A 25,441-nucleotide genomic window follows, 5' to 3' on the forward strand; every position below is an offset into this window, starting at 1 on the left:
GTGATGACTCGAACCTGGACCCCCCATTCCTGGCGGGAAAAGCCCGTCAAACACATACCCGACGACTATCCGGATCCTCGCGCGCTGGCCCGCGTCGAGGAGGAGTTGTCACGCCTGCCTCCTCTCGTGTTCGCGTCCGAGACTCGCAAGCTGACCGCCGCGCTCGGCCAGGTCGCCGAAGGCAAGGCCTTCCTGTTGCAGGGCGGTGATTGCGCGGAGAGCTTCAAGGAGTTCACGGCCGACAACATCCGTGACACCTTCCGGCTGATCCTCCAGATCGCGGTGGTGCTGACCTTCGCGGGCGGCCGTCCGGTGGTGAAGGTCGGCCGTATCGCCGGCCAGTTCGCCAAGCCGCGCTCCAGCCCTGTCGAGACCATTGGCGGCATCACCCTGCCGGCCTATCGCGGCGACATCATCAACGGGATGGAGTTCAACGCCGCCGATCGCACGCCGGATCCGAAGCGGCTGCTCAAGGCCTATCACCAGTCCTCGGCCACGCTGAACCTCCTGCGCGCCTTCGCCCAGGGGGGCTACTCGGACCTTTGCAACATCCACCGGTGGACGCTCGACTTCATTGCCGGCAGCCCGCAGGGCGAGCGCTACCGGAGGCTCGCGGATCAGATCTTCGAATCCCTGTGCTTCATGCGCGCCCTGACCGGGCACTCCGAGCCGCAGTCCTCCGTGAGCTCGGTCGACTTGTTCACCAGCCATGAGGCCCTGCTCCTCAACGTCGAGGAGGCGATGACCCGTGTCGACTCCGCGTCGGGCGATTGGTACGACACCTCCGCGCACATGCTGTGGATTGGCGAGCGGACGAACCAGCTCGACGGCGGCCATGTGGAGTTCATGCGGGGCATCCAGAATCCCATCGGCCTCAAGTGTGGGCCGCGCATGGATCCGGACACCCTGTTGCGGTTGATCGACGTCCTGAACCCGAAGGCCATTCCCGGTCGGCTGACACTCATTGGCCGTTTCGGGGCGGACAAGACCGCCGAGTGCCTGCCCAGGCTGATGGCCGCGACCCGGCGCGACGGCCGCCCCGTGGTCTGGTCGAGCGACCCGATGCACGGCAATACCTTGCAGGCCAGCAATGGCTACAAGACCCGGCTCTTCGATCGCATCCTGTCGGAGGTGAAGACTTTCACCCAGGTCGCCGCCTCCGAAGGAGTCCATCCCGGGGGTCTGCACCTGGAGATGACCGGGCAGAACGTCACCGAGTGTCTGGGGGGTGCTCAGGCGGTGACCGAGGACGACCTGTCCAGCCGCTACCACACCCACTGCGATCCCCGGCTCAACGCGGACCAGGCGCTGCAGCTCGCGTTCCTGGTGGCCGAGAAGCTCCACGAGTTGCGTGCCCCCCAGGTCCGGGCCGCCTGAGCCGCGGAGATCCTTCTTGACGGAGCCCGATGATCGGGACTACATGCGACGTGAATTTGAAAATGAGAACCATTTTCATTATCTCGATCTCGTGGCTCCTCGGTTCCACCCTGGCTCATGCGGGGCAGGACGCCGCGGCGAATGCGTCCGCTCCTCAGGAGTCCGGGGTGGCTCCGGCTCGCGTACTGGAGCCTCCGAAGTTGTTGGAGTTCGTCGAGGCGTCCTATCCAGACATCGGGCGCAGTGAGCGCCTCGAGGCGAAGGTGCCGCTGCGCCTCATGATCGACGCGCGAGGCAACGTCACGGAGGCCGAGGTGCTCGAGCCCGCCGGACATGGCTTCGACGAGGCGGCCCGCGAGGCGGCGCTCCGTTTCCGCTTCGAGTCGGCGAAGCGCAACGGGCAGCCGATGCCCTCGCGCATCCATTACACCTATGAGTTCCGTCTGCCGCCCCAGGAGCCTCCGCCGCCGGCGCCTGTCGAGGCGGCCCCTGCTGCGGTCAGTCCGGGACCGGTTGCCGAAGAGCCCATCGAAGTCACCGTCCAGGGCGAGTCCGCGGCGGAGCGTCGGCGTCAGTCCGCCGAAGCGGTGCAGGTGGTCGAGACCGAGTCCATCAAGCGTGAGGCCGCGGATCTGGGAGAGGCCATGGCTCGCACCGAGAGCGTGGGGGTGCGCAGGGCCGGTGGGCTCGGCAGCCGCACGCGCTTCTCGCTCGGGGGGCTCACGGATGAGCAGATCCGCTTCTTCATCGACGGCGTTCCGCTCGAGTTGGCGGGCTTCGGCTCGAGTCTTGCCAACGTTCCGGTGAACCTCATCCAGCAGGTGGAGCTCTACCAGGGCGTGGTGCCGATCCGCTTCGGGATTGATGCCCTGGGAGGCGCCGTCCAGCTCATCACCGACCAGGATGTTCGCGGAACCGGCGCGGCTGCTTCCTACGAGCTCGGCTCATTCGACACCCATCGCTTCTCGGCCCGGCTCCGCCATCTCCATGCGCCCTCCGGGTTCCTGATCCGGGCCAATGGCTTCGTGGATCGCACCCGGAATGACTACCCCATGGACGTCGAGGTCGCGAACGAGCGGGGCAAGCTCGAGCCCGCGCGTGTCTATCGCTTCCATGACGCCTACCAGGCCGCCGGGCTCGGGGTCGAGGCGGGTTTCGTGGACCGGCCATGGGCCAGGCGTCTGCTCCTTCGCGTGTTCGCGAATACTTCCGACAAGGAGCTCCAGAACAACACCACCGCGACGAAGCCCTATGGCGAGGTGGAGACCGGGGAGGTGTCGGTGGGCTCCACCCTCCGGTATGAGCAGCTCTTCTCCCAGGGACTCTCGGCCGAGACGATCGTCGGCTACACCTGGCGCCAGTCGTCTTTCACAGATATCGGCCGCTGTTCCTACGACTGGTTCGGCCGCTGCATCTTCGTGCTTCCCCAGCCCGGAGAGGTGGATTCGAGTGCCGTCGACAGGCACGTGGAGCAGCACACGGGTTTTGGCCGGTTCAACCTGGGATGGAACGCCGCTCCCCAACACACGCTGCGTCTCTCCCTGGCGCCCACGTACGTGACCCGGGTCGGCGAGGATCTGTACCTCAGCGCCCACCAGATGCTCGATCCGCTCACGGGTGCCCGCAACCTGCTCTCCCTGGTCAGCGGCCTGGAGTACCAGCTCAACGCCCTCGGCGAGCGTCTCGAGAACATCGTCTTCATCAAGGATTATGTGCAGCGGGCCCATGCCCAGAAGCCCCTGCCTGACGGTGGGTTCTGGGACCTCGATCAGAACTCACACCGGGTGGGGGTGGGGGACAGCGCCCGCTTGCGCATCTCCAGGCAGCTCTACGCCAAGGCCTCCTACGAGTGGGCCACCCGCGTGCCTCGTCCAGACGAGCTCTTCGGAGATGGCGGCATCATCGTCGAGAACCTCGCGCTGAAACCCGAGACCAGCCACAACATCAACGTCGGACTGACGCTCGAGTCCGGGTCCACCCGGGCGGGGGATTTCCGCGCCAATGTGAATGGGTTTGGACGCCTCGCGGACCAGCTCATCGTGCTGCTCGGCCAGGAGGCCTATCTCATCTACCAGAACGTCTTCGCCGCACGCATCCTGGGGGTCGCTGGCGCGGCGGGTTGGACGTCACCCGGGCAGTACCTCAGCCTGGACGGCAACATCACCTGGCAGGACTTTCGCAACATCTCCGACGAGGGCCTCTTCAGCCAGTTCGAAGGACAGCGCATTCCCAACCAGCCCCATCTGCTGGCCAATGGAAGTGCCCGCTTCCTGCTTCGCGACGTGCTGAGCTCCAATGACGAGCTCTCGTTGACCTGGCACTCCCGCTACGTCCACACGTTCTTCCGCGCCTGGGCGGAGACGGGCGTGACGGACTCCTCGGTGGTGATTCCCTCTCAGTTCCTGCACTCGGTGTCCCTCACCTATGTCATTCGCCGTGCGCCCGCCACGCTGAGCTGGACGGTCGACGTGCAGAACCTGACCGATGCGCGCGCGTATGACTTCTACGGCGTCCAACGTCCCGGGCGGAGCATCTTCGCCAAACTCACGGCGGAGCTCTGAGCCGGCACGAAACCCCTCACGCAGTGAACTTTCACCCAGCGAAAGGCAGTTCACATGACATTCACGACACCGCTTCGTCGCTTCGCCACCACGGCCCTTGCCCTCTCTCTCCTCGCTGGCTGCGGGGACGACAATGATGGCAAGACGCCCGACAACGGCGGAGACTCGACCACTCCCGTCTATGCCATCGCGGCGCAGTCCTCCGGAAGCGGCTCCTCCAGCCAGACCTACATCATCCTGACGGACAAGGTGGAGCAGACCGAGCAGCTCTCCTTCGACAATGCCGTCGTCATCCCCGGGCGGGCGCTCATCGCCGGCCTTTCGAAGAAGGGCGCCCTCTTCGTGGGCGGCAGCGAGGGCCCGACGGTCACCCGCTACAACCTGACGGCGGATGGAAAGCTGGAGAAGGGTGAAACCGTCAGCTTCGCTCCCAAGGCGGTGAAGACGATTGGTGAGTATCAGAACGCCTTCCAGTTCGTCTCGGACACCAAGGCCTACTATTTCGATGGAAGCACCCAGCAGGCCATCGTCTGGAACCCCTCCGACATGTCGCTCACGGGGAGCATTCCGCTCAACGGGCTCACCGTGGATGGTGCGGGCCTGAGCTTCTCGTCGTTCCCGATCCGCCGCGGCAATCAGCTCGTCATGCTCCCGGCGTGGCGCACCTCGACGGCGCAGGTCGTCAAGCAGGCGGGCGTCGTCGTCATTGATACGACGACCGACACGGCGACGGTGGTGAAGGACGATCGGTGTGGCTACGCGCGGGATGGTGTCATCGGCCCCGATGGGCTGCTCTACATGGCCACGGAGGCCTACGGCGCCGCGTATCGCCGGACCACGGGAGAGTCCGCGCCGGAGTCCTGCATGATCCGGTTCGACCTCCAGAAGCTCGCCTTCGATTCTTCGTTCTACGTGTCGCTCAACACGCTCGCGGGTGGACAGACCGTGGGCTCGCTGGTTCCCGGTCCCAACGGTGCGGCCTACCTGCGCGTGCTCGACGAGAGCACGCTCGCCTCGCCGGTGACGGCGGGCACCAGTGCCCGGGCCCTGGCGAGTGCGGCGGCGTGGCGGTGGAGCCGGTTCAACTTCGACGCCCGGACTGCCACGCCCGTGGCGGGCTTCCCGGCGACCAGTGGCAGCGCCTTCGTCTTCGAGGCCGGCAACCAGACCCTCTTCACCTCGTTCAAGGATGGGAATACGACCCTCCACCTGATGACGGGCGAGGATGGAAAGCTGATGGCCACCTCGACGGGTATGGCCTTCTCCTTCCTGCAGGTGCGCTGAACTGATAGGTCACGGGAGTTCCGACCCCCGATGAAGGAGGGCGATGATGCCCATCGTCGAGCTGATCAAGAATGTCTTCGTCCAGTGGGGCGCCAACTGGATCCTCTGGTTCCTGTTTGCCCTCTCACTGGCGAGCGTTGGCATCATCGTCGAACGTTGGATTGTCTTTCGTGGCAAGCAGGACGTCCTTCGCGAGCTCGCCGACTCTCTCGAGGAGACGCTCGCGAAGGGTGACTTCTCCGGGGCGCTGGCGAAGCTCGAGAAGCGGAACTCCCTCGGGGCGGTGGTTGCCCGGGCCGGGCTCCGCCTCGCGCCGCGGGGTCTGACCGCCGCTGACAAGGGCATGCAGAGCGCGCTCGCCATCGAACGCGCGACGCTGGAGAACCGCCTGGCCTATCTGGGGACGCTGGGAAACAACGCGCCCTTCATCGGGCTCTTTGGCACCGTCATCGGGGTGTTGCTCGCCTTCGAGGAGTTGGGCCGGGCGACGGTCGTGGCGGGAGGGCGCACAGGTCAGGTCGCGTCGAATGCCGTGATGGGAGCCATCGCGGAAGCCCTGGTGGCCACCGCCGTGGGAATCGGCGTCGCGCTCCCCGCGGTCGCGGCGTACAACTATTTCCAGAGGCGGATCGCCCGGATGCTCTCTGACGCCGAGGCGCTCACCAACCTCGTGCTGGCCTATGTGTCCGCCCAGGAGCGGGACGCGGGCGGGGGCGCGAGGGTGGGGAAGGGCGAGGCCCCCGAGGTGCTCCTGGCTCAAAGCAGCGCTGTCGAGACCCGGCCGGCACGGGGGGTCGTCTAGCCATGGCGGGTGGAACGCAGCCCCGCGGCGGACTGATCGAGGGTATCAACGTCACGCCGCTCGTCGACATCACGTTGGTGCTTCTCATCATCTTCATGGTCACGGCGAAGCTCGTCGACAGTCCCGCCGTGCCGCTGGATCTGCCCCAGGCGTCCCAGAGCGAGGAGGTCCAGACGATTCTCGCCATCTCCATCACCGCGAGTGGCCAGATCCAGGTGGATGGAGCGGTCCTGGATGAGGCTGCCTTGAAGGACAAGGCTCGTCAGGCGCTCGCTCGAGATCCGGAGCTTCGCGCGGTCATCCAGGCGGATGGGGCCGTTCCCCATCGGCAGGTGATCGCGGTGCTCGACCAACTGAAGGGAGCAGGGCTCACCCGTGTGGCTTTCGGCACGGTTCGTCCGGAGCCGGCCGCCCAGGGCGACGACGGGCATCCGCCAGCGGAGGATGGACGTGCGAGCCCCTGAGTCCGTTCCCCGGCACGTGGCGGGGACCGAGAGCATTGCGTCGATCGTCTTCGGGCCCGCGCGTGCGAAGGCCCCGGGACGCTTCGCATGGGCGATGCTCGCGACGGTGGCCCTGCATGGAGCCGCGGTGGGGTTCGCATGGCGGGCGTGGCAGCAGGAGAGCTCGCGCGCTCTCTCGGTGGTCGCGGCGAAGCCGCCGATCCAGATCGAGCACGTGGTGGATCTGCAACCGCCCGCTCCTCCCGAGCCTCTTCCTCCACCCCCTCCGCCACCTGCGTCACGGCCCCCGCCGCGTTCGGCTCGGGCCCAGACGCCACCGAGCACCGCGAAGCCCGCCAGCTCCGCTCCACCTGCTCCCGCTCCTGCACAGGCCGGAGCGGTCGTCGCCGCGGACGAGGCGGAAGCTCCCCTCGATTTCACGGGCTTCGACATCGTGAGCGGTCAGGGCCAGAGCTACGCCGGAGGCGTGACGGCGTCCAACGGGACTTCCACGCAGGCGGTCGAGGCGGTCGCGAGCCCCTCGGGCGATGCCAATGGATCGGGTGCGAGCAGGGCCCGCTCCGTTCAGCTCCCTGCGCGGAACTGGGAGTGTCCCTGGCCTCGGGAAGCGGACGCGCTGCGCATCGACGAGCAGGCGGTTGTGTTGCGCGTCGTCGTCACCGCCGAAGGCCGGGTCACCTCGGCCGAGCTGGTGTCCGATCCGGGCCATGGTTTTGGCCAGGCGGCGCTCGAGTGTGCTCGCAACGCGCGCTTCGACGCCGCCCTCGATCGGGAGGGCCGTCCGTACGCGGCCTCCTCTCCGCCGATCCGGGTCCGGTTCACGCGGCGGTGAGCCGGCGCGTCCCTCGGTCGTACCTCAGTAGAGGTTCACCGAGTCGAAGGGGCGGTTGAGCTTGCTGCGCGGGCGGGGCATGGCCTTGCGCAGGGCCTCGGCGTCTCCGTGCGTGAGCGCCTTCACCAGGGGCTCCGTCTCCGCCGGCGTGGTGGTGCTCGCCTGGGCGCAGCGCAGGGCCTCCGTCCAATCGCGGCTTCCCTCGGCGAGCGCCTGGCCCGCGAGGCTCTGCGCCACCCGGAGCGGATCTCCGATGACGCGCGCCTGCTCCGCCGCCCGCGAGAACCACCGCGCCGCCGTGCCCGGCTGCCTGTCCAGCAGGTGCAGTCCCAGGTCCGCGGCGATCACCTGCTGGTGCAGGGGATCTCCCAGCTCCCCGGCGCACTCGAACGCCTCGGTGTAGCTGGCGATGGCCGCCTCGCGCTCGCCGTTGGCCATCTGGAGCGCGGCCAGCCGGTAGCGGTGGTGCTTGGCGAAGTTGGCACCCCAGTTGGCGCTGATCTTCTCGAAGCGCCGCCAGATGGCGATGGAGTCCGCGTAGTTCCTCGCCGTCTCCTGCAGGTAGCTGGCGTTGGAGATGAGGTTGATCTTCAGGTGCGTGGCGCTCGCGTCGTGGAGGTCTCCCACGCAGCGCATGGCGAGCTTCTCCTGCACCAGTGCCTCGGGGAGGTTCTTCTCCAGGAAGTACGTGAGCGCGTACACGTTGCGCAGCCAGGCCTCGTGCAGGTAGCGCAGCTCCGTCTCCCGGCCCGACAGCAGCGAGAGCCCGGCCTCCACCTCGGCGCGGGCATCCGGCATCTGCGCCAGGCGCTTGGTGCGCGTGAGGGCGCGGAACATGTGCAGGTGCGCGAGCCGCTCCGGTGGTGCATGGCGCTCCAGACCCCGGCCGAAGGCCTCCATCGCCTCGTCGTGCTGGCCGGTGAAGACGTGCACCACGCCGATTCCCCGCTCGAAGAGGATGCGCAGCTCCTCCGCGTCCCCGAGGCTGCTCCGGTCGATCTCGATGGCGGGCGTGCTGAAGCCCGTGTCGAGCGCGTCCCAGCCCTCGGCCACCCGCGCGGGGGACAGGGCGTCACCCGCCGCGTCGAGCAGCGCCAGTCCCCGCTCGGCGGCGAGCATGGCGCCCTCGTAGTTGGTGGTGAAGAAGCAGCTGCGGATGGCGAGCACGGCCGCGGCGATGCGGTGCTCGAGCGGCGCCTGGTCGTCCACCACGGTGCCCAGGTAGCGGCCCTCGAGGTCCACTGCCGGCTCGAGCGCCCGGCCGGAGACCGGGCCCACGCCGCCACCAGGGTGCGAGGTACGCATCCGCTCGCACAGGGAGTCGAGGAAGGCCCGGCGCCGCTCCTCGAAGAAGGCGGCATCGTGCGGCCGGCGCGTGTTCCAGCCGGTGAGCAGGATGCGGCTGTCGAGCTGCTCCAGCCGGCCCCACTCGGCCGCGCGCATCACCGCTCGCAGGCTGACGAGATCGCACTCGCCCGCGCCGTGGATGACGAGCGGCCGGCCACTCACCCTCAGTGTCTCCACGATGGCGCGCGCCGCCAGGTTGAGGATCCAGAAGATCTGTTCCGACTCGCGGTGGAGCCGGCGCTCGGACGGCGTGAGGGCCAGATCGGTGAGATCCGGCGCGCCCTCGATGGAGCCGGGGAAGAGGCGGTTCCACTCGGCGGGCCGCTGCCTCGCCAGGGGCCGCACGGCCTCGGGGGCCGCGTCCTCGCAGGCCAGGAGGATCTTCCTCAATCCACCAAAGGCCACGGGCAGCGCCACACCCGCGTCCACTTGAATGGCCTTGGCTGGCAGCGCGCCAGGCGAGCCACCCTCCACAGCGACAGCGATCGCGCTCCGATTGCTCACGGGGGGACCTCTTGGGGGGTAAGAGGAGGTTTTGTGCAGGAGGAACGGCCGGTTGCGCCCCTGGTGATCCTATTTTTCTTGAGTTTCGGTAATGAGTCAAACCCCTTGGAGCGTGCGTGAACGTGGGGATTGAAGGAGACTGTGCGTGTCCATGAGCACCTCGGCTCCGGGAGAGTCCCCGGTCCTGTCCTTCCGCCACCTGTTGTCGGACGCAGTCTGTTCCTTCCTCAATGAAGCCGGGCTGGGTTCCGAGCAGGTGGGAGACCCTCTCAGCGAGCTGATGGTGACGCTGTCGCGCTACCGCGAGGAGGGCGAGCCGCTCTTCCCCGTGGCGTTCCTGGGGGACGACCTGGAGGGGATGCTGCGGGTGTTGGACGGGAGGGATCCGGTCGCCATCGGGGTGGGCCCTCGGACGCGGGAGACGATCCAGCGGGCGCTCAAGCAGTGCGCGCCGTTGGGCCAGGGGCGGTGGTGGTCGCTGTACATGCTGCTGGTGCCCGAGGGCTTCGCCTACGGGGTCTTCCGGACGGATCCCTCCCCGCTGGTGGAGACGCCGCTGGAGCGGATGCGGCGGGCCGGGGATCGCTCGCTGCGCATGGTGGGCGTGCTGCAGCTGGCGGAGAACGTCATCGAGCTGCGCGGCATGGGCGGCCTGTATCGGCACGTCTTCCTGTCCGGTGCGCGAGCGGAAGTCACCCTTCCCACGGTGGCGATGGACGAGCTGGCGCTGGGGCTGACGGTGGACCTGAAGGATCCGGCGCGGAGCTTGACGCGGGACTTCTACCGGCGCGTGCTCTTCGAGGCGATGCAGGCCTCGCACGGCACGCTGGTGGCGGTGCTGCCCAAGGGGAGCACGGGCTCGCCGGTGTTCGTGGACGGGGTGCTGCTGGGGGAGCCCATCGACATGGTGGCGCGGGTGATGCGCTACCACGAGAGCCCGGACGTGGAGGCGGCCGCGGCGGTGAGCTCGGCGGCGCAGCTGCTGCGCGGGATGATGGCCACGGATGGGATTACGGTGCTGCGCTCGGATGGGTTCATCCTGGGCTACAACGTCTTCATCCGGCACCCGGAGACGCTCATTCGCGAGCCGGCGCGCGTAGGTGGCGCGCGGCGGCGGACGTACGAGGTGCTATGCGCCTGGGTGGGACGGGAGCTGACGACGGCCTTCTTTCGCTCCCAGGACGGCGCCATCGCCTGCTGCCGGGACTGAGTCCTCCGGAGGCTTCCAGGCGGGGTTGCGGAACACGTACCCCAGGCGCACGCGCAGCGGGTTGGGGCGCAGCGCGTCGCGGAGGATGGCGGCGTATTCGTGAAAGGCGATGCGCAGCGGGTTGTACGTCTGGATGTTCTTGGTGAGTCCGTAGACGGGGCGCTCGTCCTCGGGCTGGAAGGTGCCGAAGAGCCGATCCCAGATGATGAGGATGCCGGCGTAGTTGCGATCCAGGTAGCGCGGGTTGGAGCCGTGGTGGACGCGGTGGTGCGAGGGCGTGTTGAGCACCCACTCGAGCGGACCCATGCGGCCGATGGCCTCGGTGTGGATCCAGAACTGGTAGAGCAGGCTGAGGGCGTGCTGGGTGAGGATGAGCGCGGGGTGGAAGCCGAGCAGGGCGAGCGGGGCCCAGAAGAGCAGGTGCGTCATGGGCGTCCACGTCTGGCGCAGGGCGGTGGAGAGGTTGTAGTGCTGGCTGGAGTGGTGCACCACGTGCGAGGCCCAGAAGAAGCGGGACTCGTGATGGACGCGGTGGAACCAGTAGTAGCAGAGGTCCTCGGCGAAGAAGAGGATCACCCAGGTGAGCACGCCGGTGCCGAGCCGCAGCGGAGTGAGCTCGTAGAGCAGGGAGTAGAAGGCGTACTCCACGCCCTTCCAGAGCATGTAGATGAGCGAGTAGACGGTGCCCATGGTGAGGCTGGCCGCGGTGTCCTTGACGGCGTAGCCCACGAGTCCTTCCTCGCGGTGCCGGGCGAGCCAGAGACCCTCCACGGCCATCAGGAGGATGAACGCCGGAGTGGCGAACTGGGTGGGATCGAAGGAAGGAAGATCCGCCATGGAGCGACTCCCTAGGGCTGGGGTGGGGAGGAGAAGGCGCCGCGGGCGAGCCGGACGAGCAGCGCGAGCATCTGCCGGTGATCGGGATTGGCGGGCAGCGCCACACCGCCGACGGCGGCGCCCTGCACGGCGTTGAGGATGAGCTCGATGATGGCGTCGAAGTCGGGGTGGGTGGAGGCGACACCGGGGAAGAGCTCGCGGGCGACGCGGTGCAGGTGGCGGCGGTGGGGCGGGTCCACGGTGCTCAGGGCCGAGGCGAGCTCGGCGTCGGTGCGCGCGGCCACGTACAGCTCGATGGCGGCGAGCAGCTCGGGGCGCTGGTAGATGGACCACAGCCGCTCGATGGCCTGAGCGACCCGGTCTCCAGCGGGGGCGGGCGTTGCGTCGAGCTCGGCGCGGTACTCGGCGATGAGGCGGGGGAAGAGGTGCTCGACGGCGGCGCCGAGCAGCTCGGCCTTGGTGGGGAAGTGTTTGAAGAGGGCGCCGTGGGAGATGCCGGCGCGCTGGGCGATGGCGAGCGTGGTCGTCCGCGCATGGCCGAGCTCCATCAGGCACTCGACGGTGGCGTCGAGCAGCTTGAGGCGGGTGGAGTCCCGCCGTTCCTGCTGGGTGCGCCGGACGCGAGGCCCTGCCTCCGAGCCCGGGGACGAATCAGTCATACGCGAACTGTAGCCCTCCTCGTCGGAAAAAGAAAGTGAGCACTCACTCACCAAGTGGACGAGGTTCATCCCCTGGGGGACAAGCAGGGAGCCCACCCCTCATCCCCTGGGCGAGGGACATGGGGGCGTGCGGCTGGGGGGGGTCGAGATGGGAGACGCCGAGGGACAGGGCACACCGTCGCGATCGGCAACGTGATGTTCCGCGGACCTGGAGCGCCTACTCGGAATCCGACGTCCACTCTTCCGTCTTCAACTCTTCCGGAAGCGGTCTATCGATGAATGTCATTCTCCCTGGCAGTTGAACGACCAGGAAGCCCTTGCCTGCGATTTTGACATGTTCGGCGTGCTGGGCTTTTCCGCTGGCAAGCCATTTGTCCGCTTCTTCTCGCGTCGCGAACTCATGGGAAACTTCGATCGTGAAGGAGGTGTCGGTGAACTTCTTGTAATACCTGGCGAAGTCGTCCTCTTTCTTGTTGTCGCGCATGTAGAGCAACGCAGCTTGAGCAAGTTTGGTTGCATCCCTCTCTTTCGTGCCCTCCGCGTACTGCTCGATGACGGACTTCAAAACACCGATCATCTCACCCAGGTCGAAGTCTGGAGTGTGTGCCATATTGTCACCAGGGTTGTTGTTTGCTTATAGGGGCGCTAGAACCAGTGCGCCGCCCAGCAGGGCAATGACATAGGGAGCGGCGGCTACGCCTCCAACGATGACGACGGTTCCAAGTGCTACTTCGGCCTTGTGGGCCCTGAGCCAGTCGAGTGCGGCGTCAATGGTTGGGAAATGAAGCTCCTTTTTCTGTGATTCCTGCCGCTCCAATTCCTCCTGCTCCTTGACGCATTGCATGAATACTTTCAGGCACTTCTCGCTGCAGTGTTTATAGTGGTCTCCGGAATGTTTCTCGATGGTTGAAATCTCGGGCTTGCGTCTCCAGCACTTTGTGAAACACTGTTTTTGAAGTTCGTTGCAGTAGGCCTCGGCACCCGCGCCGCCAGTTCCGCTCTCGAGGTTGGAGCCAACGCCGCTCGCATCCTCGGAGATGACGTAGACTTTTCGCTCCGGCGGTTGCGTGTGGGCACATCCGAGGCTGGCCGTCGCCACGGCCGTCAGCACAGCCATCCATCTCGTTAGCGCTACTGGGTTCATCGCCGTCCCCCTTGGCCGCGCTGCCTTGCTTACCTGATCTCCTGCGGCAGGTTACCCGTGCGACGAGTCGCACTCACTGGCACCGCGTATCCGTCGTCCGGTAGCGGACGTGCTGCGGGGCCTGGAGCCTGTTTCGATCGGCGCGCGTGGAGCCGGGCTCAGTCCTCGGAGAGGGCGCGGTCGGGGTGGGTCTCGGCCGAGGCTCGGGTGGACAGGTATAGCTTGTGGGCCTCCTCGGCGGAGACGCCGCGGAGGAAGTAGGCACGGGCGGCGGAGCCGATGGCCATCGTGCCTGCGAAGGCAACGGCTCCGGAGATGACATTGCCAGCGCCTGGAAAGACAAACTTGATGAGGCCTCGAGCGGCCTCTCTCAATGCAACGGCTGCACCGACGTTGACGCCCAGGGCAGCGAGGAACTCGCCAGATGCCTTGAGGTCGAGCTGGCGGCCGGAGATCCACGCGATGCCAGTGATGAGGCTGAGCTGGGCGGAGGTGATGGGGATGATGTCCGCGACGGGGATGGGCACGAAGGCGATTCCCATGCAGACCGAGGCCACGGCGCGGGTGAGCGCGATGGCGAGCTCCTCCTGGAGGGCTCGCACGCGCGTCACCCGGGCGAGGACGAGCCGCCCTTGTTCCGGGAGCTCGCGAAACAGCACCTGGGCGAGCTCGCCCAGCCTCCATCGCTCGTCCGAGCGGATCGTTCCGTCCTGGCGCCAGGACAGGTAGGTGGAGACGCCGAGCACGGTGACGAGCTCGCCGCGCAGGGCCTCCCGGGAGCGGAGCTTCTCGCGCAACTGCCGCTCGACGGCCTCCACGTGGCGCAGCTTCTCCTGGAGCTCGGCGGGATCCTGCTCGGCGGAGCGGTGGAGGTCGGTGCGCTTGGGCTCGAGAAGATCGCAGTGCGTGGCGATGCCGATCAGGGGAGGGCGCAGACCGTGCGCCTGCTCGACAGCGGAGACGAGCTGCTCGAGCACGTCCAGGTCCGCGTCGATGGCGGCATCGACCTCGGTGGCCTTGACGAGGAAGAGCAGGGCGTCGGGGGCCTTGCGGCGGACCTCGGCGAGGATGGAGTCGAGGGGCGTTTCGGCGGCGTCGGCCTCCTCGGGGACGGAGCCTTCCTGGATGCCCCGGGTGTCGAGAATGGAGAGCGTGCCGAGCTCGCCCTGGACGTCGAACCAGCGGCCCTGGCCGGTCTGGGCCTTGACGTGGCCGACCTCGGCGACGCGGGCACCGAAGAAGGCGTTGATGAGGGACGACTTGCCAGCGCCGCGGCGGCCCACGAGCACGAGGTTGGGCGAGCGCTGTTCGAGCAGCAGGGCACGCAGGTGCGAGATCTTCTGGCGGATGTCCCGGGCGAGCGGATCCGGGACGCGGTCCAGCATCTCCTCGAGGCGGCGGATGGTCTCGGCGATCTCCTGGAACGTGGGTTCGTTCGGGGCGGCCATAAGTCCTCCAGGAAGATGGCCATAACACACGACTCCACGGAGTCCCGCTCGAAGGCAGGCGGCCTTCTGTCCATTTGCCCAGAGATCGGGCGGGCGGACATCCTGGGCTTTCGCCTGATGCCCGTGTTAGACCTCTCCCTCGATGGTGTATACACAGCTACTACATCGACGAGAGGGCGGTCGGATCCGCCGCTTCGTGCTCCTCCGGCCCTTCGGCCCGGGGATCGAGATCGACGATGTCCATCATCTGCCGGAGCTCCCTCCGTACGATGCCGAGCGGGACATCGTGCCCCGGACCCCCCAGTTCCTGCAGCACGAACTCCAGCCGGATGAGCGTGGAGCCGCCGGACAGCCTGGGTTGCCGGTCGTCGGGGGCGATCTGTCGGTCGGCTGCAATCTCTCGGGCGCGTGTTGCTCGCAATACCCCGTCATCCCCGCGACGATGGAAGAGAGTCGGCGCGCCATCTCGACGCTGCACCGGTTCGATCCCCACGGCGGGGGGCCTGGCAAGCCGGAGGAAGCCTTCGCCCCGGCGACTCCTGGCAAGCCCGACATGCTCACGCCGATCTTCATCGGTGACGGTTGCGGCTTTCTCACGAGCGAGGGGTGTCGGATCCACAAGCTCGGAGGCGCGGAGGCAAAGCCCTGGACCTGCCGCCAGTTCCCCCTGCAGGTCATCCACTGTGGCGACCACTTCGAGGTCAGCATTCTTCCGCAATGCGCGTGTGCGGCCCGGACGGTGCGGCGACAGCCCGGCGGGGACTGGCCGCGCGATCCGTTGCGGGGTCTGACGACCGTCCCCGAGATCCCCGAGCAGGTGGCCGTCGATGAACGCCGGAGGCTCCCTCGCGCCACGTACCTGAAGTGGGCGCGAGCCCTGTCGGATGTCCTGGCGGCGCCAGGACTCGGCGAGCCCGTGCGCGTCCTGGACAGTGCGGTTCAGAGTCTGGGTATTCCTCGTGCCGAGCTCACGCCCGAGTGGCTGGGTGAGCTGAAGACTCGCATGCAGTCCGAGGCTGAACGTCTCGAGACGTACCTCCACCCCGCCGGTCCGCAGCCCAAGGGAGCGCGTTGGGTCGCGGGGATCGCCGAGGCCCTGCTGCGAGAGCCGGCTCCATCTCCCGTGCCCGCGGCGAGCGACGGGATGGTGCTCTCCCTGGCGTTGCGCGCCCACCTGCTGTTGGAGCTTCCGACCCTGGCGGCCACGCTTCGCGATCTCACCCGCATTGCCCGTCTCGCCGGCCTCGCCCGCGCGATCGCTCCCGCCGAGACCGCCGACGCCCGCCTCGAGACGATGACGTTGCTCCTGTACCTCTGGGCAACCACGCGCTGGCCGGTCGCCTCGGAGGTCACGGCGCGGTCTTGAGCCGAGGCCTCGGAGTGTATTCGAGGCCCCGGCGCCTCATCCGTCAGGGTCGAGTGGCCTGCTGCGGCGAGGGAAGGCCCAGAACGAGGGCAATCTCGGAGAGCTTCGTCTGTACCTTGCGCATGTTCTCCGGCCCCATTCGTAGCAGGTGTTTCTCGGCGCCGCTGAGAGCCTCGAGACGCGGGTCCACATAGGCGTAGAGTGCGCCCTTCGGAGTGACTTCGACCAACCCGGTGGGCACCCTGACGGCGGTGATTCGGCCTATGGCCTGGGCAAGGACCTGGTCAAAGGGTCGTCCGGGAGGTGCAATCTCCGCATGGGCCGCCTCGAGCAGAGGCTTCAGCTCCTGGTACACCCGCTGCACTCCCCGCGTATCCACCGAGGCAATCGCGCGAGCGATGCCGTCGAAGCGGGCGTAGCTCTCTGGCGCAATCACCGTGCGGCCCGAGCGACGCGCGACCTGGAATCCGGCGTTGGGCGCCAGGAAGGACAGTTGGACACTCGGACTCTGCCCATCGGCCACGGCGTTCGTCGCGGAAACGAAACGCCGGGCCAGGTCACCGACGGACAGCCAGCGAAGGAACTCGGTGTCGTTGGAGAGCCCGCTCAGCAGCTCGCGCACGCGAGAGTCGGTTCCAGCAATCTGGACCGCGGGCTTTGTCTCCGCTGGGGCTGAGGTGCCGACGGATTGGATGTGCTCGACGCGCTCGGCAACGGGCTGTTCGGGTGCGCGGAGAAACAGGAACACGCCAGCTCCCCCAAGAAGCGCGACCACGAGGAGGGAGACCAGCAGGAACCCGCGCCGGGAACCGGGCGGCTCAGGAGGAGTGTTGGGGGTGAGGGAAGGGGCGGAGGTCATCAGGGCTCCTCGGGAGTGGGGGCTCGGCTGTGGTGCTCCTGCGCACCGGCTGGGTTACTCGGCCGAGCGGACGCTGAACTCCGCTCGGCGGTTCTTCTCCAGGGCGTGCGCGTCCGCCGGATGCTCCTCACCGTACGACAGCACCTGGATGCGCTGGGGCTCGACACCCAGACGCACGAGGTGCGTGCGCACGATGTCGGCACGACGCTGGCCCAGCGCCAGGTTGTACTCGGTGGTCCCCAGCTCGCAGGTATGTCCGGACACCGTCACCCGGGCCTGGGGGCGCTGGCGCAACGCCAGCGCGAGCCGCTCCAGCGAGTCCTGGGCTTCGGGCGTGAGGCTGGCGGAGTCGAGTGTGAAGTAGATGGGCGCGGCGGCGAGCGCCGCGAGAGCCTCGTCCGAGGTGGACTTGTTGCCCTCGTCGCGGACCGTCACCTGGGCGGCCGGAGCGGGCGTAGACGGCCGCTCGACGCGGGTGGTGCTTTCCGTTTGACGAGGAGTGGTCGCGCAGCCCGAAAGGCCGAGCGCGAGGAGAAGGGGCGGCAGAGTGCGGTGGATGTTCATGCCCGGAGACATGAGCAAGGGCTGTGCCGTTCCCAATCCCTCTCGGTAGAGGATTCGCCGGGATCTTCGAGGCTGGCAAAGCGCCTCGTTCTACCGTTGCGAAATGCCGCCGTCGGCGCGCTCACGCCGGTGGATGGTGGAGACATCAATCCCCAGCAGCTCCGCGGCGCGCGTCTTGTTGCCCCCGCACCGGGCAACCACCCAGGCGATGTACTCGCTCTCCAGATGACGGAGCGGCACTACCTGCTCCTGTGCCATGGCCAGCGGATGCATGGGCGTGTCCGGCACGCTCCCGGAGGCATGCAAGCGAAGCGTGGAGAGGTCCACGGTGGGCTGGCTGCCGAGGATGACGAGGCGCTCGAGGAGATTCTCCAGCTCGCGCACGTTGCCGGGCCACGGCATGCGCGCCAGCTCCGTCACCACCTCGGGAGCCAGCGCGGTGACGGGGGATCGCGGGGTGCGCGCTCGCGCCTGGGCCACGAAGTGCTCCACCAGCATCGGAATGTCCTCCCGGCGCTCGCGCAGCGGGGGAATCCGTAGCGAGACGACGTTGAGCCGGTAGAAGAGGTCCGCCCGGAAGCGCCCCTCCTTCACCCGTGCCTCCAGGTCCTGGTGGGTGGCGGCGATGATGCGCACATCCACGCTGCGCGAGCCGTCCGCCCCGACGGCTCGCACCTCGCCGTCCTCGAGTACCCGCAGGAGCTTCGCCTGGAGCTCCGGGGCCATGTCCCCTATCTCGTCGAGGAACAGGGTGCCTCCGTCGGCCTCGACGAAGAGGCCCCGGCGCGCCGTGGTGGCGCCCGTGAAGGCGCCCTTCACGTGGCCGAAGAGCTCGCTCTCCAGCAGGGCATGGGGCAGCGCGGTGCAGTTGACGGCCACGAAGGGCCCTTGCCGCCGCGGCCCCTCCGAGTGGAGCGCCCGGGCCACCAGCTCCTTCCCACTGCCGCTCTCGCCACGCACCAGCACCGGCACCTCGGAATGGGCCACGCGCTCCACGAGCTCGTAGAGCGTCCGCATGGGGGCGCTGTGGCCCAGCAGCGAGCCCAGGCCACTGCGGTCGGCCGCCTGTCGCTTGAGTGTCCGGTGCTCGGCGCGCAGGCGCCGCTCCTCCAGCGCCCGCCCGACGTAGAGCAGCACCTCGTCGAGGCGGAAGGGCTTGGTGAAATAGTGGTAGGCGCCGCGCTTCATCGCCTCCACCGCGCTCTCCACCGCGCCAAAGGCGGTCATCATCAGCACCGGAAGCCCCGGGTCTATCTTCAGCGCCGCCGCGAGCACATCCAGCCCGTCGACCTCCTTCATGCGCAGGTCGCACAGCACCACGTCATAGAGGCGGGCACGCAGTTGCGCGATGGCCTCCGTGCCGCTGCTCGCCACGTCCACGAGGTAGCCGGCGTCCGTGAGCGGCTCATGGAGCATCTCTCCCATCTCCACGTGGTCATCCACCACGAGGATTCGAGCGCTAGACGGCATGTCGTTGTTCCTCCCAGCTGGGCGCGGCCACCGGCCAGCGCAGCGTGACGCGGGTGCCCCGGCCTGGCTCGCTGTCGATCTCCACCTGGCCCCCGTGGTTGCGGACGATCTGCGCGACCATGGTCAGGCCCAGTCCCGTGCCCTGGCCGCGCTTCTTGGTGGTGAAGAAGGGGTCGAAGACCTGGTGCAGGTGCTCCGGAGCGATGCCACTGCCGTCGTCCTCGACGCACAGCTCGAGCCTCCCCTGGGCACCTGGCGGATCCTCTCGAGCGGGGAAGGCGCTCAACCGCACGTGGCCTCCCGCGCTGCACGCATCACAGGCGTTGAGCACGAGGTTGAGGAGCACCTGCTGAAGCTGGTCCGCATCGGCCGCGAGTGCGGGCAGGTGCTCGGGCACTTCGATGTGGAGTTGGACACGCCTCCGGTCCGCCTCCACCTGCATCAACTCCTCCAGGCCGCGCACCAGGGGGGCCAGGAAGACGGCCCGAGCTTCCGCGGGCTGGAAGCGCGAGAAGTCGAGCAGCTGCCGGATGGTCCGGCTCACCCGATCAATCTGCCCGATGATGGCGCTGAGGCCCCGACCCTGCGGGTGCGCGGCGCCGCCCAGCTTCCCGAGCATGTACTCGGCGCGGCCCCGGATGATGCCCAGGGGCGTCCCGATCTCGTGAGCCACGCCGGCGGCGAGGACCCCCACCGTGGCGAGCTTCTCGGCCCGCAGGAGCTGGTCCTCCAGCATGCGCACGTTGCTCAGGTCCTCGAGCACCACGAGGGTGCGCACCTCCTCGTCGCTGTGCTCCAGGGGGACGACATGGACGTTGTACTGGCCCTTCTCGCCGAAGAGGTTGAGCGGCTCGCCATGCAGGCTGCTCACCCGTCCGTCCTCACGCGTGGCCGCCACCAGGTCCATGAGACGCCGCACCACGGGAGGGGGCGCGGCGGGGAAGGCCTCGGAGAGCGTGCTGCCCAGTGCGCTGGGGGGAAGGCGTGTGCGGAGGGCCTGATTCACGGCACTGATGCGTCCTCCATCAGTCAACGCGAGGACGCCCGTGGGGATGTGGTCGAGAATCTTCTGCGTCTTCTCGTGGAGGTGCGCCAGCCGGTCGGCGTGACGGCGGCTCTCGCGCAGCGCCACGGCGCGGCGATTGGCGAGCACCACATAGGCCCCGAAGGTCACCAGGAAGAGGGCCACCAGGAGGGCGGCGAGGGACAGGCGCAGCACCAGGAGTCGCTCGTGGGAGCGCAGCGCGCTCGTGGAGGAGAGCATGGCCACCGACCAGGACGCCTCGCCGCGCATGCGGATGGGCATGAAGGTGGCCACCACATCGGCGGGCCCGAGGCCGAGGCGTCTCGCTTCCCCCTCACCGAGCATGAGCGCTCCGGACTCCCCCTCGCGCATGCGTGCGGCCAGCGCGCGCAGTCCGGGCACCTGGTTGCCCGCTGACTCCCCCAGCCGTTGGTACCAGGTCGCGACCTCTGGAGCGCTCAGGGGCGAGGGGCGCCCGTGAAAGCCGAGCAGCAGCAGCCGGGTGTTCTCGTCCGCGGTCATCAGGCGCAGCGGCGCGAAGAACGTCTCGGTGTCCACCAGGATGGCGATGGCGCCTCCACCGCCGGGCGCCTCGGCGGGAAGCCGGGTGGCGAAGACGCGCATCCATTTCGAGGTGGCATCCGCAACCGGGGGGGAGGGGACGATGCGGTCCTGTGGAAGCTCGAGCGCCTGGCGCGCCATTTCCGTCAGGGCCGAGGCGTGTGCCGGCTCGCGAGGCATCAACTGCGCCCGCCGGTCCACGAGGGTCATCTGCTCGCGGCCATCCGGCCCGTAGACGGCAATGGCCCTGTACTGGCCCACTGCCTCCAACAGGGCACGGAGCTCGCGGCGATGCTCCTCGGGGGAGCCCGGCTGGGCGAGCAACTCACCCGCGAATCGCAGGTCGTCTCCCAGGTCCTCGAGCGCCTCGGCGACGCCGCGCGTGGCCTCTTGAAGCTGGGCCTGCCGCTCGTGCCCGAACTGCTCGACGAGCGCCTGCCGGTCGCGCTGGATGAACCAGACCGCTCCCCCAGCAACACTGGCGAGGGCCGAGAGCAGCAGCAGCAGGGGGAGGATGGAGCGGCGCATCAAGGTGTGACGGCAACGCAAATCCAGTGCCAGTCGTTCCCAGTGGAGGTTCCTCCCACCCAACGAGGGGGAACCGGCGAGCCGCGTCCTGCCAGGCTGGCACTTTGCCAGGGTCCCAGCGGCATCTCGCCACACCGGACGCAAGGTTGCCCGGAGGCCGGGTATTCAGGGGGGAGTCCGGTGGGACGCGGAGTGCCCGCTGGCCGCGAGTAGGGTTGAGGAGGACGCGCACGAGGGAGCGGAGCCCGCCCGCCACCCTCGCCTCCGGCGGCTTCGCAATGGGGCAGTCCCCCACGCCTATCTCCGGGAGAGAGGCGGGTCGTACAGCTCATACGTCCCCTGGCCGGTGTTGCTGATGCCTCCCACGATCAGCAACCGGCCATCATTCAACAGGGCCGCGTCATGGTGTTCGCGATCCACTTGCAAGGAGGCGACGCGGCTCCATGTCGCCAGGAGCGGATCGTACAGCTCGGCCCCCGTGAGGATGCCGATGGCCTCGTGAAAGCCACCGGTGACGAGGACATGTCCGGTGTCCAGCAGGGTCGCGGTGTGGTCCCGGCGAGGTTGTTCCATGCGTCCGGTGGCCTGCCAGGTGCCGGTGGCCGGCTCGTACAACTCAGTTGTGCCGTTGGGGTCCTCGAGGCGGGTTCCTCCAGCGACCAGCACGCGCCCGTCCTTCAACAGCGTGGCCGAGTGATCGTACCGGACGATGCCCATGGAGCCAGTGGTCCGCCAGGTACCGGTGACCGGATCGTACACCTCGGCCGAGGCAAGCATCAGGGTGGAGGTCTTCTCGCCTCCGGCCACCAGCACCTGCCCATTCGGCAGCAGCGTGGCCGTGTGCGCGCTCCGGGCGGTAGTCAGGTTGCCGGTGGCGGTCCAGGTGTTCGTGGCCGGGTCATACACCTCGGCCGAGGCATGTCGCGTGCCCGAGGCATTCTCGCCCCCGGTCACCAGCACCCGCCCATCCGGCAGCAGCGTGGCCGTGTGCTTGATTCGGCCCTCGCGCATGAAAGCTGTGGCCTTCCAGGTGCCGGTGGCCGGATCGTACAGCTCTGCGGTGGAGGGTTTGTCCTCGCCACCCGTCACCAGGACGCGGCCATCGGGCAGCAATGTGGCCGTATAGGTGCGGCGGTTGGCGGCAGTATCGCCGGTGGGCACCCAGGTATCGGTGCGCGGCTCGAAGATGTCGACCAGGGAGACCCAGTCTCCGAGTGCAAGCACCCGGCCATCCTGGAGCCGCACGATGAGAGCCTTGGCCTTCAGGCTCCGGCCCGCCGGCTTCGGGACGCTGAGCAATCCCTTTCGCATCCGGAAGATGTGCCGGCCCAGGAGCGGGCTGTTGTGGCTGGTTCGCGTCAGTCCCGTCGTCGCGTTGCCGTCGAGCAGCGCACCGGGAAGCCGGGAGCCGGGAAAGCCGAAGAAGGTGTCCGGTTTGCCCGTGCCCGCGGAGAATCCCGCTGCCGCGGACTGGCCGCCCAGGCCGCCGGTCCCTCCGCTGGCGGCTCCGGACTCCCACTCGATGCGGTCGTAATTCATGACGATGTCGAAGTTGCCCAGCCCCGAGTCGTTCCTGTCCACCAGCAGGAGTTGGAAGCTGTTGAGCTTGTCGGTGCGCTCCCGGCTGTAGCCAACGGAGATCCAGTTCACGCACAAGGCCAGGTGGCCATCGAAGCTCACGGTGCCGTATCTGACGCGTCCGGAGGCCGCCGCCCGCGTATCCACGTCCGCCAGGAACGGGGCGATGATGGGAGTCTTTCCTGCCGTCACATCGAAGGGGATGTATTTGTAGAGTGGCGCCTGGAAGGTGACACTGCCGTTCGTGTTGACGTAGAGCCGGGTGTAGAAGGTTCCGAAGAAGTTGATGGGAAATCCCAGCTCGATCGGGCCTGCAGAGCCATCATCACTGGCCTGCAACACATGGGCATTGGAACCGTCGTCCATGAGGATGGCGGGCGGCTTCGGAGTGGAGCCACTGGCTTCGTTCGAGATGTCTGGCATTGTCATTGCCTCCAGTCTTCAGTTTCCAGCCGGGCGTAGCTCCGCGGGGACATGGCGCCCGAGTTTCTTGTACTCGCTCGCGAAGCCTCTCAAGAGGTCTGTGTATTCAATGGGCCGTGCCTCCTGGCGCGCGAGCACCGCCGCGAGCAGCACGGCATTGCGGATGTGTCCACCACTCAGCTCCGCCATTGCGGCCAGCCGGTTCAGGTCCTTGGGGGCCACCCGGTGCCCCTCCCCGAGGTGCGCCAGCCAGAGGGAGCGCCGCTCCTCGGGCCCGGGCATCGGGAACTCGATGATGGAGTCCAGCCGGCGCATGAAAGCCGGATCGAACCGGCCCTTGCTGTTGCTCGTCAGGAGGGCCACTCCATCGAAGGACTCGATGCGCTGGAGGAGGTAGTTGGTCTGCGCGTTGGCGAAGCGGTCGTTCGAATCGCGGATGTCCGTACGCCGGCCGAAGAGCGAGTCCGCCTCGTCGAACAGGAGCATCACCTCGGCGTGCTCGGCCCGCGCGAAGAGCTGCGCTAGGTTCTTCTCCGTCTCTCCAATGTACTTGCTCGACACACTGGCGAGGTCCACCCGGTACAGCGGCATTCCCAGACGAGTAGCGAGCCACCCCGCCGCCAGCGTTTTGCCTGTGCCAGAGGGGCCCACCAGGAGCGCCGTCACGCCCGTGCGGTAGCGCGTGGTGGCGGAGGCGCCGAGCCCCTGAGCCAATCCCTCGCGCGAGCGGCAGCGCAGCAGCAGCGCCTGGAGCTCGGCCGCGAGGGGCGGGTTGGCCACCAGCGCCTCGTCGCTGATCGGCTCGGGCATCGCCTGCGCCAGCGAGCCCAGCCCGGCGCCCTCGGCCGACCACGCCGCGGCCACCAGGTCCCGTGCCTCCGGTGCAGGGCGGCCACCCACGGCGGCGTGTCGCCGCGCCAGCTGGCTCAATTGGGAGATCCTCCCCGGGCGGTGGCGGTGGGCGCTCGCGAGGTGTTCGGCCAGCGGGGCGTCTCCCAGCACGACCTCCCAGAGTGCCCGGCGCTCCTGCTGCCCGGGGACGGGCAGCGTCCAGGTGAGCAGGCTTCCCTCAGGCCACTCGAGGTTTCCTTCCGGCCCGCTGGTGAGCAGGACGGGGCCTTCGTAGAGGGGCGGGGAGGGCACGAGCTTGCGCTCTCCAGGGCCGAGGTCGAAGCAGAACACGGGCAGCAGCGAGCGCAGGTGGAGATAGGGGCCGAGGGCCTCGGTCCGGTCGGTCTCGAGGAAGAGGGGACGCCGGCCCATGGTGGTGGCCAGCGCGGCCGCCACGGTGCGGAGCTCCGCCGTGGAGCCGCCGCGCAGCAGGAGCGCGCTTCGCGGGTGGGCGGCCAGGGTGTCCGCATGTCGGCGCACCTGGTCGAGGTGGGAGGCGGGGAGGAGGACCTCGGGGTAGGGGCCGAGCCCGAGCGTCGTTCCGGGCCACGAGGCCTCCTGGCCGCGGAGCGCGAAATAGAGGGGCAGGGGAATCGCGAGCGTCTGCTCGGCGAGGGGGGCCTCGGTGCCGGAGCGGGAGAGCAGCCCGCTGCGCACCGCAGTGCCATGGGCGAGGGCATGCAGTGGAAACAGTCCCGGGGGCGCCGCCTCGGCGAAGGCCGAGGAGACGAGGCCCAGCGAGGGACGGGAGGAGCTGGCGGGGTGCTGGAGGAAGGCGAGGGCGCGGCCCACCAGTGGCTCCTCCTCCACGGCCGCGGCGAGTGCCACGGTGAGCAGCTCCAGGAGGGAGAGGTTCAACTCCCGCGCGAGCCGCACGAGGGGCGCGTCCACGGGAGCGGGAGTCACCAGGCAGGCCCGTGCGCCCGTGAGCCAGTCGGGGTGCGAGGCCTCGACGCCCTGCCGGGCGCGGAGCAGGACCCGGAGCTCGTCCGGGGTGTTGTCCTCCGAGGGAGCGAGCTTCCGCGCCAGGGCCGCCAGGGCGCAGTCGCGCAGGGTGGTGATTGTCAGTGCTGAGGTGCCCATGGGAGTCCCTCCTGTTTGCACGCCCCTATGTGGACTCGTAGTCGGCGCGGCTCTCCGGGTTGGTTGGGGCTTGGAGCTTGATGACTTCCACCGGCGCTCCGAGCTCCCCCAACTTCCTTCCGCTCTCGTGCTCCCAGCCCTTGCCTCCACACTCCTGGCACGCCTCTCCATCCTCCCTGCCACTTCCCCGGCAGTTCATGCACCGGCTGTCGACCGAAACGATCTGCAGCCCGTGTTTCGTGTGCGCGAGGGTAAGGATCAGGTTGTAGGCGCCTACGTTGTGCTTGAACTCTCCACTGACGTAGGCGCGGTACAACTCCCCCATCTCTGGGTGCGCGTACTTTTTCAGTTGGAACAGGACGCGCGGCGTCAGCCGTTCCCTCATCGTTGTGCATCTGGCCTTCGCCTGCTCACTCATTTCCCGTCCGCGACTGATGCCGGTGTAGACGTCCTCTTCCAGGGCGTACAACCGATCGAGCTCGACGAACCTGCTCGTGTAGGTTTCATCGTCGAGCTCGGGTGAGTAGGAGGCGAGATGGGCCTCGTAGTCACGCTGGGTGAACCGCTGCATCCATTCGACCACTTCCTTCGTGTTCATGCTTGGGGACCTCAATGAGGGGAAAGG

Annotated in this window: 22 protein-coding genes; 8 read left to right on the forward strand and 14 right to left on the reverse strand. The window is 68.0% G+C overall.

From position 1 onward, the window contains the following. The first annotated feature begins 3 nt into the window (after positions 1–3). From DAT35_RS00170 to DAT35_RS00195, 6 genes are all read left to right on the forward strand, one after another. Complete coding sequence (locus tag DAT35_RS00170; RefSeq protein WP_108064830.1) at positions 4–1,377, forward strand: class II 3-deoxy-7-phosphoheptulonate synthase; 1,374 nt, start codon at positions 4–6, stop codon at positions 1,375–1,377. 167 nt (positions 1,378–1,544) lie between these two features. Then, positions 1,545–3,938, forward strand: a complete 2,394-nt coding sequence (gene mxcH, locus DAT35_RS00175; protein WP_233261224.1) for a TonB-dependent siderophore myxochelin receptor MxcH — start codon at positions 1,545–1,547, stop codon at positions 3,936–3,938. Positions 3,939–3,992: 54 nt separating this feature from the next. Beyond that, a complete protein-coding gene (locus DAT35_RS00180; RefSeq protein ID WP_108064832.1) occupies positions 3,993–5,222 on the forward strand; it encodes an MxcI protein in 1,230 nt (409 codons plus the stop codon). Between the two features lie 43 nt (positions 5,223–5,265). After that, positions 5,266–6,024, forward strand: a complete 759-nt coding sequence (locus DAT35_RS00185) for a MotA/TolQ/ExbB proton channel family protein (RefSeq protein ID WP_233261225.1) — start codon at positions 5,266–5,268, stop codon at positions 6,022–6,024. Between the two features lie 2 nt (positions 6,025–6,026). After that, positions 6,027–6,488: a biopolymer transporter ExbD gene (locus tag DAT35_RS00190; protein ID WP_108064833.1), complete on the forward strand. Its 462-nt coding sequence runs from the start codon at positions 6,027–6,029 to the stop codon at positions 6,486–6,488. Continuing rightward, positions 6,469–7,320 carry a TonB family protein gene (locus tag DAT35_RS00195; protein WP_108064834.1) on the forward strand — a complete coding sequence of 284 codons (852 nt, stop codon included), beginning with the start codon at positions 6,469–6,471 and terminating at the stop codon, positions 7,318–7,320. Before DAT35_RS00190 ends, DAT35_RS00195 begins: the two co-directional genes overlap by 20 nt. Before the next feature lie 24 nt (positions 7,321–7,344). Here DAT35_RS00195 and DAT35_RS00200 read toward each other — a convergent pair whose 3' ends face one another. Beyond that, positions 7,345–9,171: a hypothetical protein gene (locus tag DAT35_RS00200; protein ID WP_108064835.1), complete on the reverse strand. Its 1,827-nt coding sequence runs from the start codon at positions 9,169–9,171 to the stop codon at positions 7,345–7,347. Positions 9,172–9,322: 151 nt separating this feature from the next. Here DAT35_RS00200 and DAT35_RS00205 point away from each other — a divergent pair, with 151 nt between their 5' ends. After that, entirely contained in the window at positions 9,323–10,381 is a 1,059-nt protein-coding gene (locus DAT35_RS00205; protein ID WP_108064836.1) for a hypothetical protein, read from the forward strand. Here DAT35_RS00205 and DAT35_RS00210 read toward each other — a convergent pair. The 6 genes from DAT35_RS00210 to DAT35_RS57965 all read right to left on the reverse strand — a co-directional run bounded on the left by DAT35_RS00210 (position 10,301) and on the right by DAT35_RS57965 (position 14,890). Next, positions 10,301–11,218, reverse strand: coding sequence for a sterol desaturase family protein (locus tag DAT35_RS00210; RefSeq protein ID WP_108064837.1), 918 nt, complete (start codon positions 11,216–11,218; stop codon positions 10,301–10,303). The genes DAT35_RS00205 and DAT35_RS00210 overlap by 81 nt on opposite strands. Before the next feature lie 11 nt (positions 11,219–11,229). After that, on the reverse strand, positions 11,230–11,877 hold the full coding sequence (locus DAT35_RS00215; RefSeq protein ID WP_199242760.1) for a TetR/AcrR family transcriptional regulator: 648 nt from the start codon (positions 11,875–11,877) through the stop codon (positions 11,230–11,232). Between the two features lie 217 nt (positions 11,878–12,094). Beyond that, positions 12,095–12,487 (reverse strand): hypothetical protein, encoded by a 393-nt coding sequence (locus DAT35_RS00220; RefSeq protein WP_233261227.1) that lies wholly within the window; start codon positions 12,485–12,487, stop codon positions 12,095–12,097. Between the two features lie 24 nt (positions 12,488–12,511). Further along, a complete protein-coding gene (locus DAT35_RS00225) occupies positions 12,512–12,994 on the reverse strand; it encodes a hypothetical protein (RefSeq protein ID WP_233261228.1) in 483 nt (160 codons plus the stop codon). A 185-nt stretch (positions 12,995–13,179) separates the two neighbouring features. Further along, the gene (locus DAT35_RS00230) at positions 13,180–14,469 is read right to left on the reverse strand and encodes a GTPase family protein (protein WP_108064839.1); all 1,290 of its coding nucleotides are present in this window, start codon (positions 14,467–14,469) and stop codon (positions 13,180–13,182) included. A gap of 160 nt (positions 14,470–14,629) precedes the next feature. After that, positions 14,630–14,890, reverse strand: a complete 261-nt coding sequence (locus DAT35_RS57965) for a hypothetical protein (protein WP_146209522.1) — start codon at positions 14,888–14,890, stop codon at positions 14,630–14,632. Positions 14,891–14,911: 21 nt separating this feature from the next. Between DAT35_RS57965 and DAT35_RS00235 the strand changes: the two genes are divergently transcribed. Next, a complete protein-coding gene (locus tag DAT35_RS00235; protein WP_146209523.1) occupies positions 14,912–15,835 on the forward strand; it encodes a hypothetical protein in 924 nt (307 codons plus the stop codon). 43 nt (positions 15,836–15,878) lie between these two features. Here DAT35_RS00235 and DAT35_RS00240 read toward each other — a convergent pair whose 3' ends face one another. The 7 genes from DAT35_RS00240 to DAT35_RS00270 all read right to left on the reverse strand — a co-directional run bounded on the left by DAT35_RS00240 (position 15,879) and on the right by DAT35_RS00270 (position 25,414). Continuing rightward, positions 15,879–16,583, reverse strand: a complete 705-nt coding sequence (locus DAT35_RS00240; protein WP_233261229.1) for a DUF3014 domain-containing protein — start codon at positions 16,581–16,583, stop codon at positions 15,879–15,881. 165 nt (positions 16,584–16,748) lie between these two features. Then, on the reverse strand, positions 16,749–17,270 hold the full coding sequence (locus DAT35_RS00245) for an OmpA family protein (protein WP_233261292.1): 522 nt from the start codon (positions 17,268–17,270) through the stop codon (positions 16,749–16,751). 78 nt (positions 17,271–17,348) lie between these two features. Beyond that, a complete protein-coding gene (locus DAT35_RS00250; protein WP_108064842.1) occupies positions 17,349–18,728 on the reverse strand; it encodes a sigma-54 dependent transcriptional regulator in 1,380 nt (459 codons plus the stop codon). Continuing rightward, positions 18,718–20,841 (reverse strand): nitrogen regulation protein NR(II), encoded by a 2,124-nt coding sequence (locus DAT35_RS00255; RefSeq protein ID WP_108064843.1) that lies wholly within the window; start codon positions 20,839–20,841, stop codon positions 18,718–18,720. The genes DAT35_RS00250 and DAT35_RS00255 overlap by 11 nt, the downstream gene beginning before the upstream one ends. Positions 20,842–21,138: 297 nt before the next feature. Then, positions 21,139–22,842 (reverse strand): kelch repeat-containing protein, encoded by a 1,704-nt coding sequence (locus tag DAT35_RS00260; protein WP_158501494.1) that lies wholly within the window; start codon positions 22,840–22,842, stop codon positions 21,139–21,141. An 18-nt stretch (positions 22,843–22,860) separates the two neighbouring features. Beyond that, positions 22,861–24,816 carry an ATP-binding protein gene (locus DAT35_RS00265; protein ID WP_108064845.1) on the reverse strand — a complete coding sequence of 652 codons (1,956 nt, stop codon included), beginning with the start codon at positions 24,814–24,816 and terminating at the stop codon, positions 22,861–22,863. Positions 24,817–24,841: 25 nt separating this feature from the next. Then, positions 24,842–25,414, reverse strand: coding sequence for a hypothetical protein (locus DAT35_RS00270; RefSeq protein WP_108064846.1), 573 nt, complete (start codon positions 25,412–25,414; stop codon positions 24,842–24,844). Positions 25,415–25,441 lie beyond the last annotated feature (27 nt).

It is taken from the genome of Vitiosangium sp. GDMCC 1.1324 (genome assembly GCF_003044305.1).
Taxonomy (GTDB): domain Bacteria; phylum Myxococcota; class Myxococcia; order Myxococcales; family Myxococcaceae; genus Archangium.

What these genes read in the sequence shown, in the direction of transcription:
- DAT35_RS00190 (WP_108064833.1), top strand. Translation starts at nt 6,027, where the DNA reads ATGGCGGGTGGAACGCAGCCCCGCGGCGGACTGATCGAGGGTATCAAC.
- DAT35_RS00260 (WP_158501494.1), bottom strand. Translation starts at nt 22,842, where the DNA reads ATGCCAGACATCTCGAACGAAGCCAGTGGCTCCACTCCGAAGCCGCCC.
- DAT35_RS00210 (WP_108064837.1), bottom strand. Translation starts at nt 11,218, where the DNA reads ATGGCGGATCTTCCTTCCTTCGATCCCACCCAGTTCGCCACTCCGGCG.
- DAT35_RS00230 (WP_108064839.1), bottom strand. Translation starts at nt 14,469, where the DNA reads ATGGCCGCCCCGAACGAACCCACGTTCCAGGAGATCGCCGAGACCATC.
- DAT35_RS00215 (WP_199242760.1), bottom strand. Translation starts at nt 11,877, where the DNA reads ATGACTGATTCGTCCCCGGGCTCGGAGGCAGGGCCTCGCGTCCGGCGC.
- DAT35_RS00195 (WP_108064834.1), top strand. Translation starts at nt 6,469, where the DNA reads ATGGACGTGCGAGCCCCTGAGTCCGTTCCCCGGCACGTGGCGGGGACC.
- DAT35_RS00270 (WP_108064846.1), bottom strand. Translation starts at nt 25,414, where the DNA reads ATGAACACGAAGGAAGTGGTCGAATGGATGCAGCGGTTCACCCAGCGT.
- DAT35_RS00170 (WP_108064830.1), top strand. Translation starts at nt 4, where the DNA reads ATGACTCGAACCTGGACCCCCCATTCCTGGCGGGAAAAGCCCGTCAAA.
- DAT35_RS00255 (WP_108064843.1), bottom strand. Translation starts at nt 20,841, where the DNA reads ATGCGCCGCTCCATCCTCCCCCTGCTGCTGCTGCTCTCGGCCCTCGCC.
- DAT35_RS00180 (WP_108064832.1), top strand. Translation starts at nt 3,993, where the DNA reads ATGACATTCACGACACCGCTTCGTCGCTTCGCCACCACGGCCCTTGCC.
- DAT35_RS00185 (WP_233261225.1), top strand. Translation starts at nt 5,266, where the DNA reads ATGATGCCCATCGTCGAGCTGATCAAGAATGTCTTCGTCCAGTGGGGC.
- DAT35_RS00250 (WP_108064842.1), bottom strand. Translation starts at nt 18,728, where the DNA reads ATGCCGTCTAGCGCTCGAATCCTCGTGGTGGATGACCACGTGGAGATG.
- DAT35_RS00225 (WP_233261228.1), bottom strand. Translation starts at nt 12,994, where the DNA reads ATGGCTGTGCTGACGGCCGTGGCGACGGCCAGCCTCGGATGTGCCCAC.
- DAT35_RS00245 (WP_233261292.1), bottom strand. Translation starts at nt 17,270, where the DNA reads ATGTCTCCGGGCATGAACATCCACCGCACTCTGCCGCCCCTTCTCCTC.
- DAT35_RS00205 (WP_108064836.1), top strand. Translation starts at nt 9,323, where the DNA reads ATGAGCACCTCGGCTCCGGGAGAGTCCCCGGTCCTGTCCTTCCGCCAC.
- DAT35_RS00265 (WP_108064845.1), bottom strand. Translation starts at nt 24,816, where the DNA reads ATGGGCACCTCAGCACTGACAATCACCACCCTGCGCGACTGCGCCCTG.
- DAT35_RS00235 (WP_146209523.1), top strand. Translation starts at nt 14,912, where the DNA reads ATGGAAGAGAGTCGGCGCGCCATCTCGACGCTGCACCGGTTCGATCCC.
- DAT35_RS00220 (WP_233261227.1), bottom strand. Translation starts at nt 12,487, where the DNA reads ATGGCACACACTCCAGACTTCGACCTGGGTGAGATGATCGGTGTTTTG.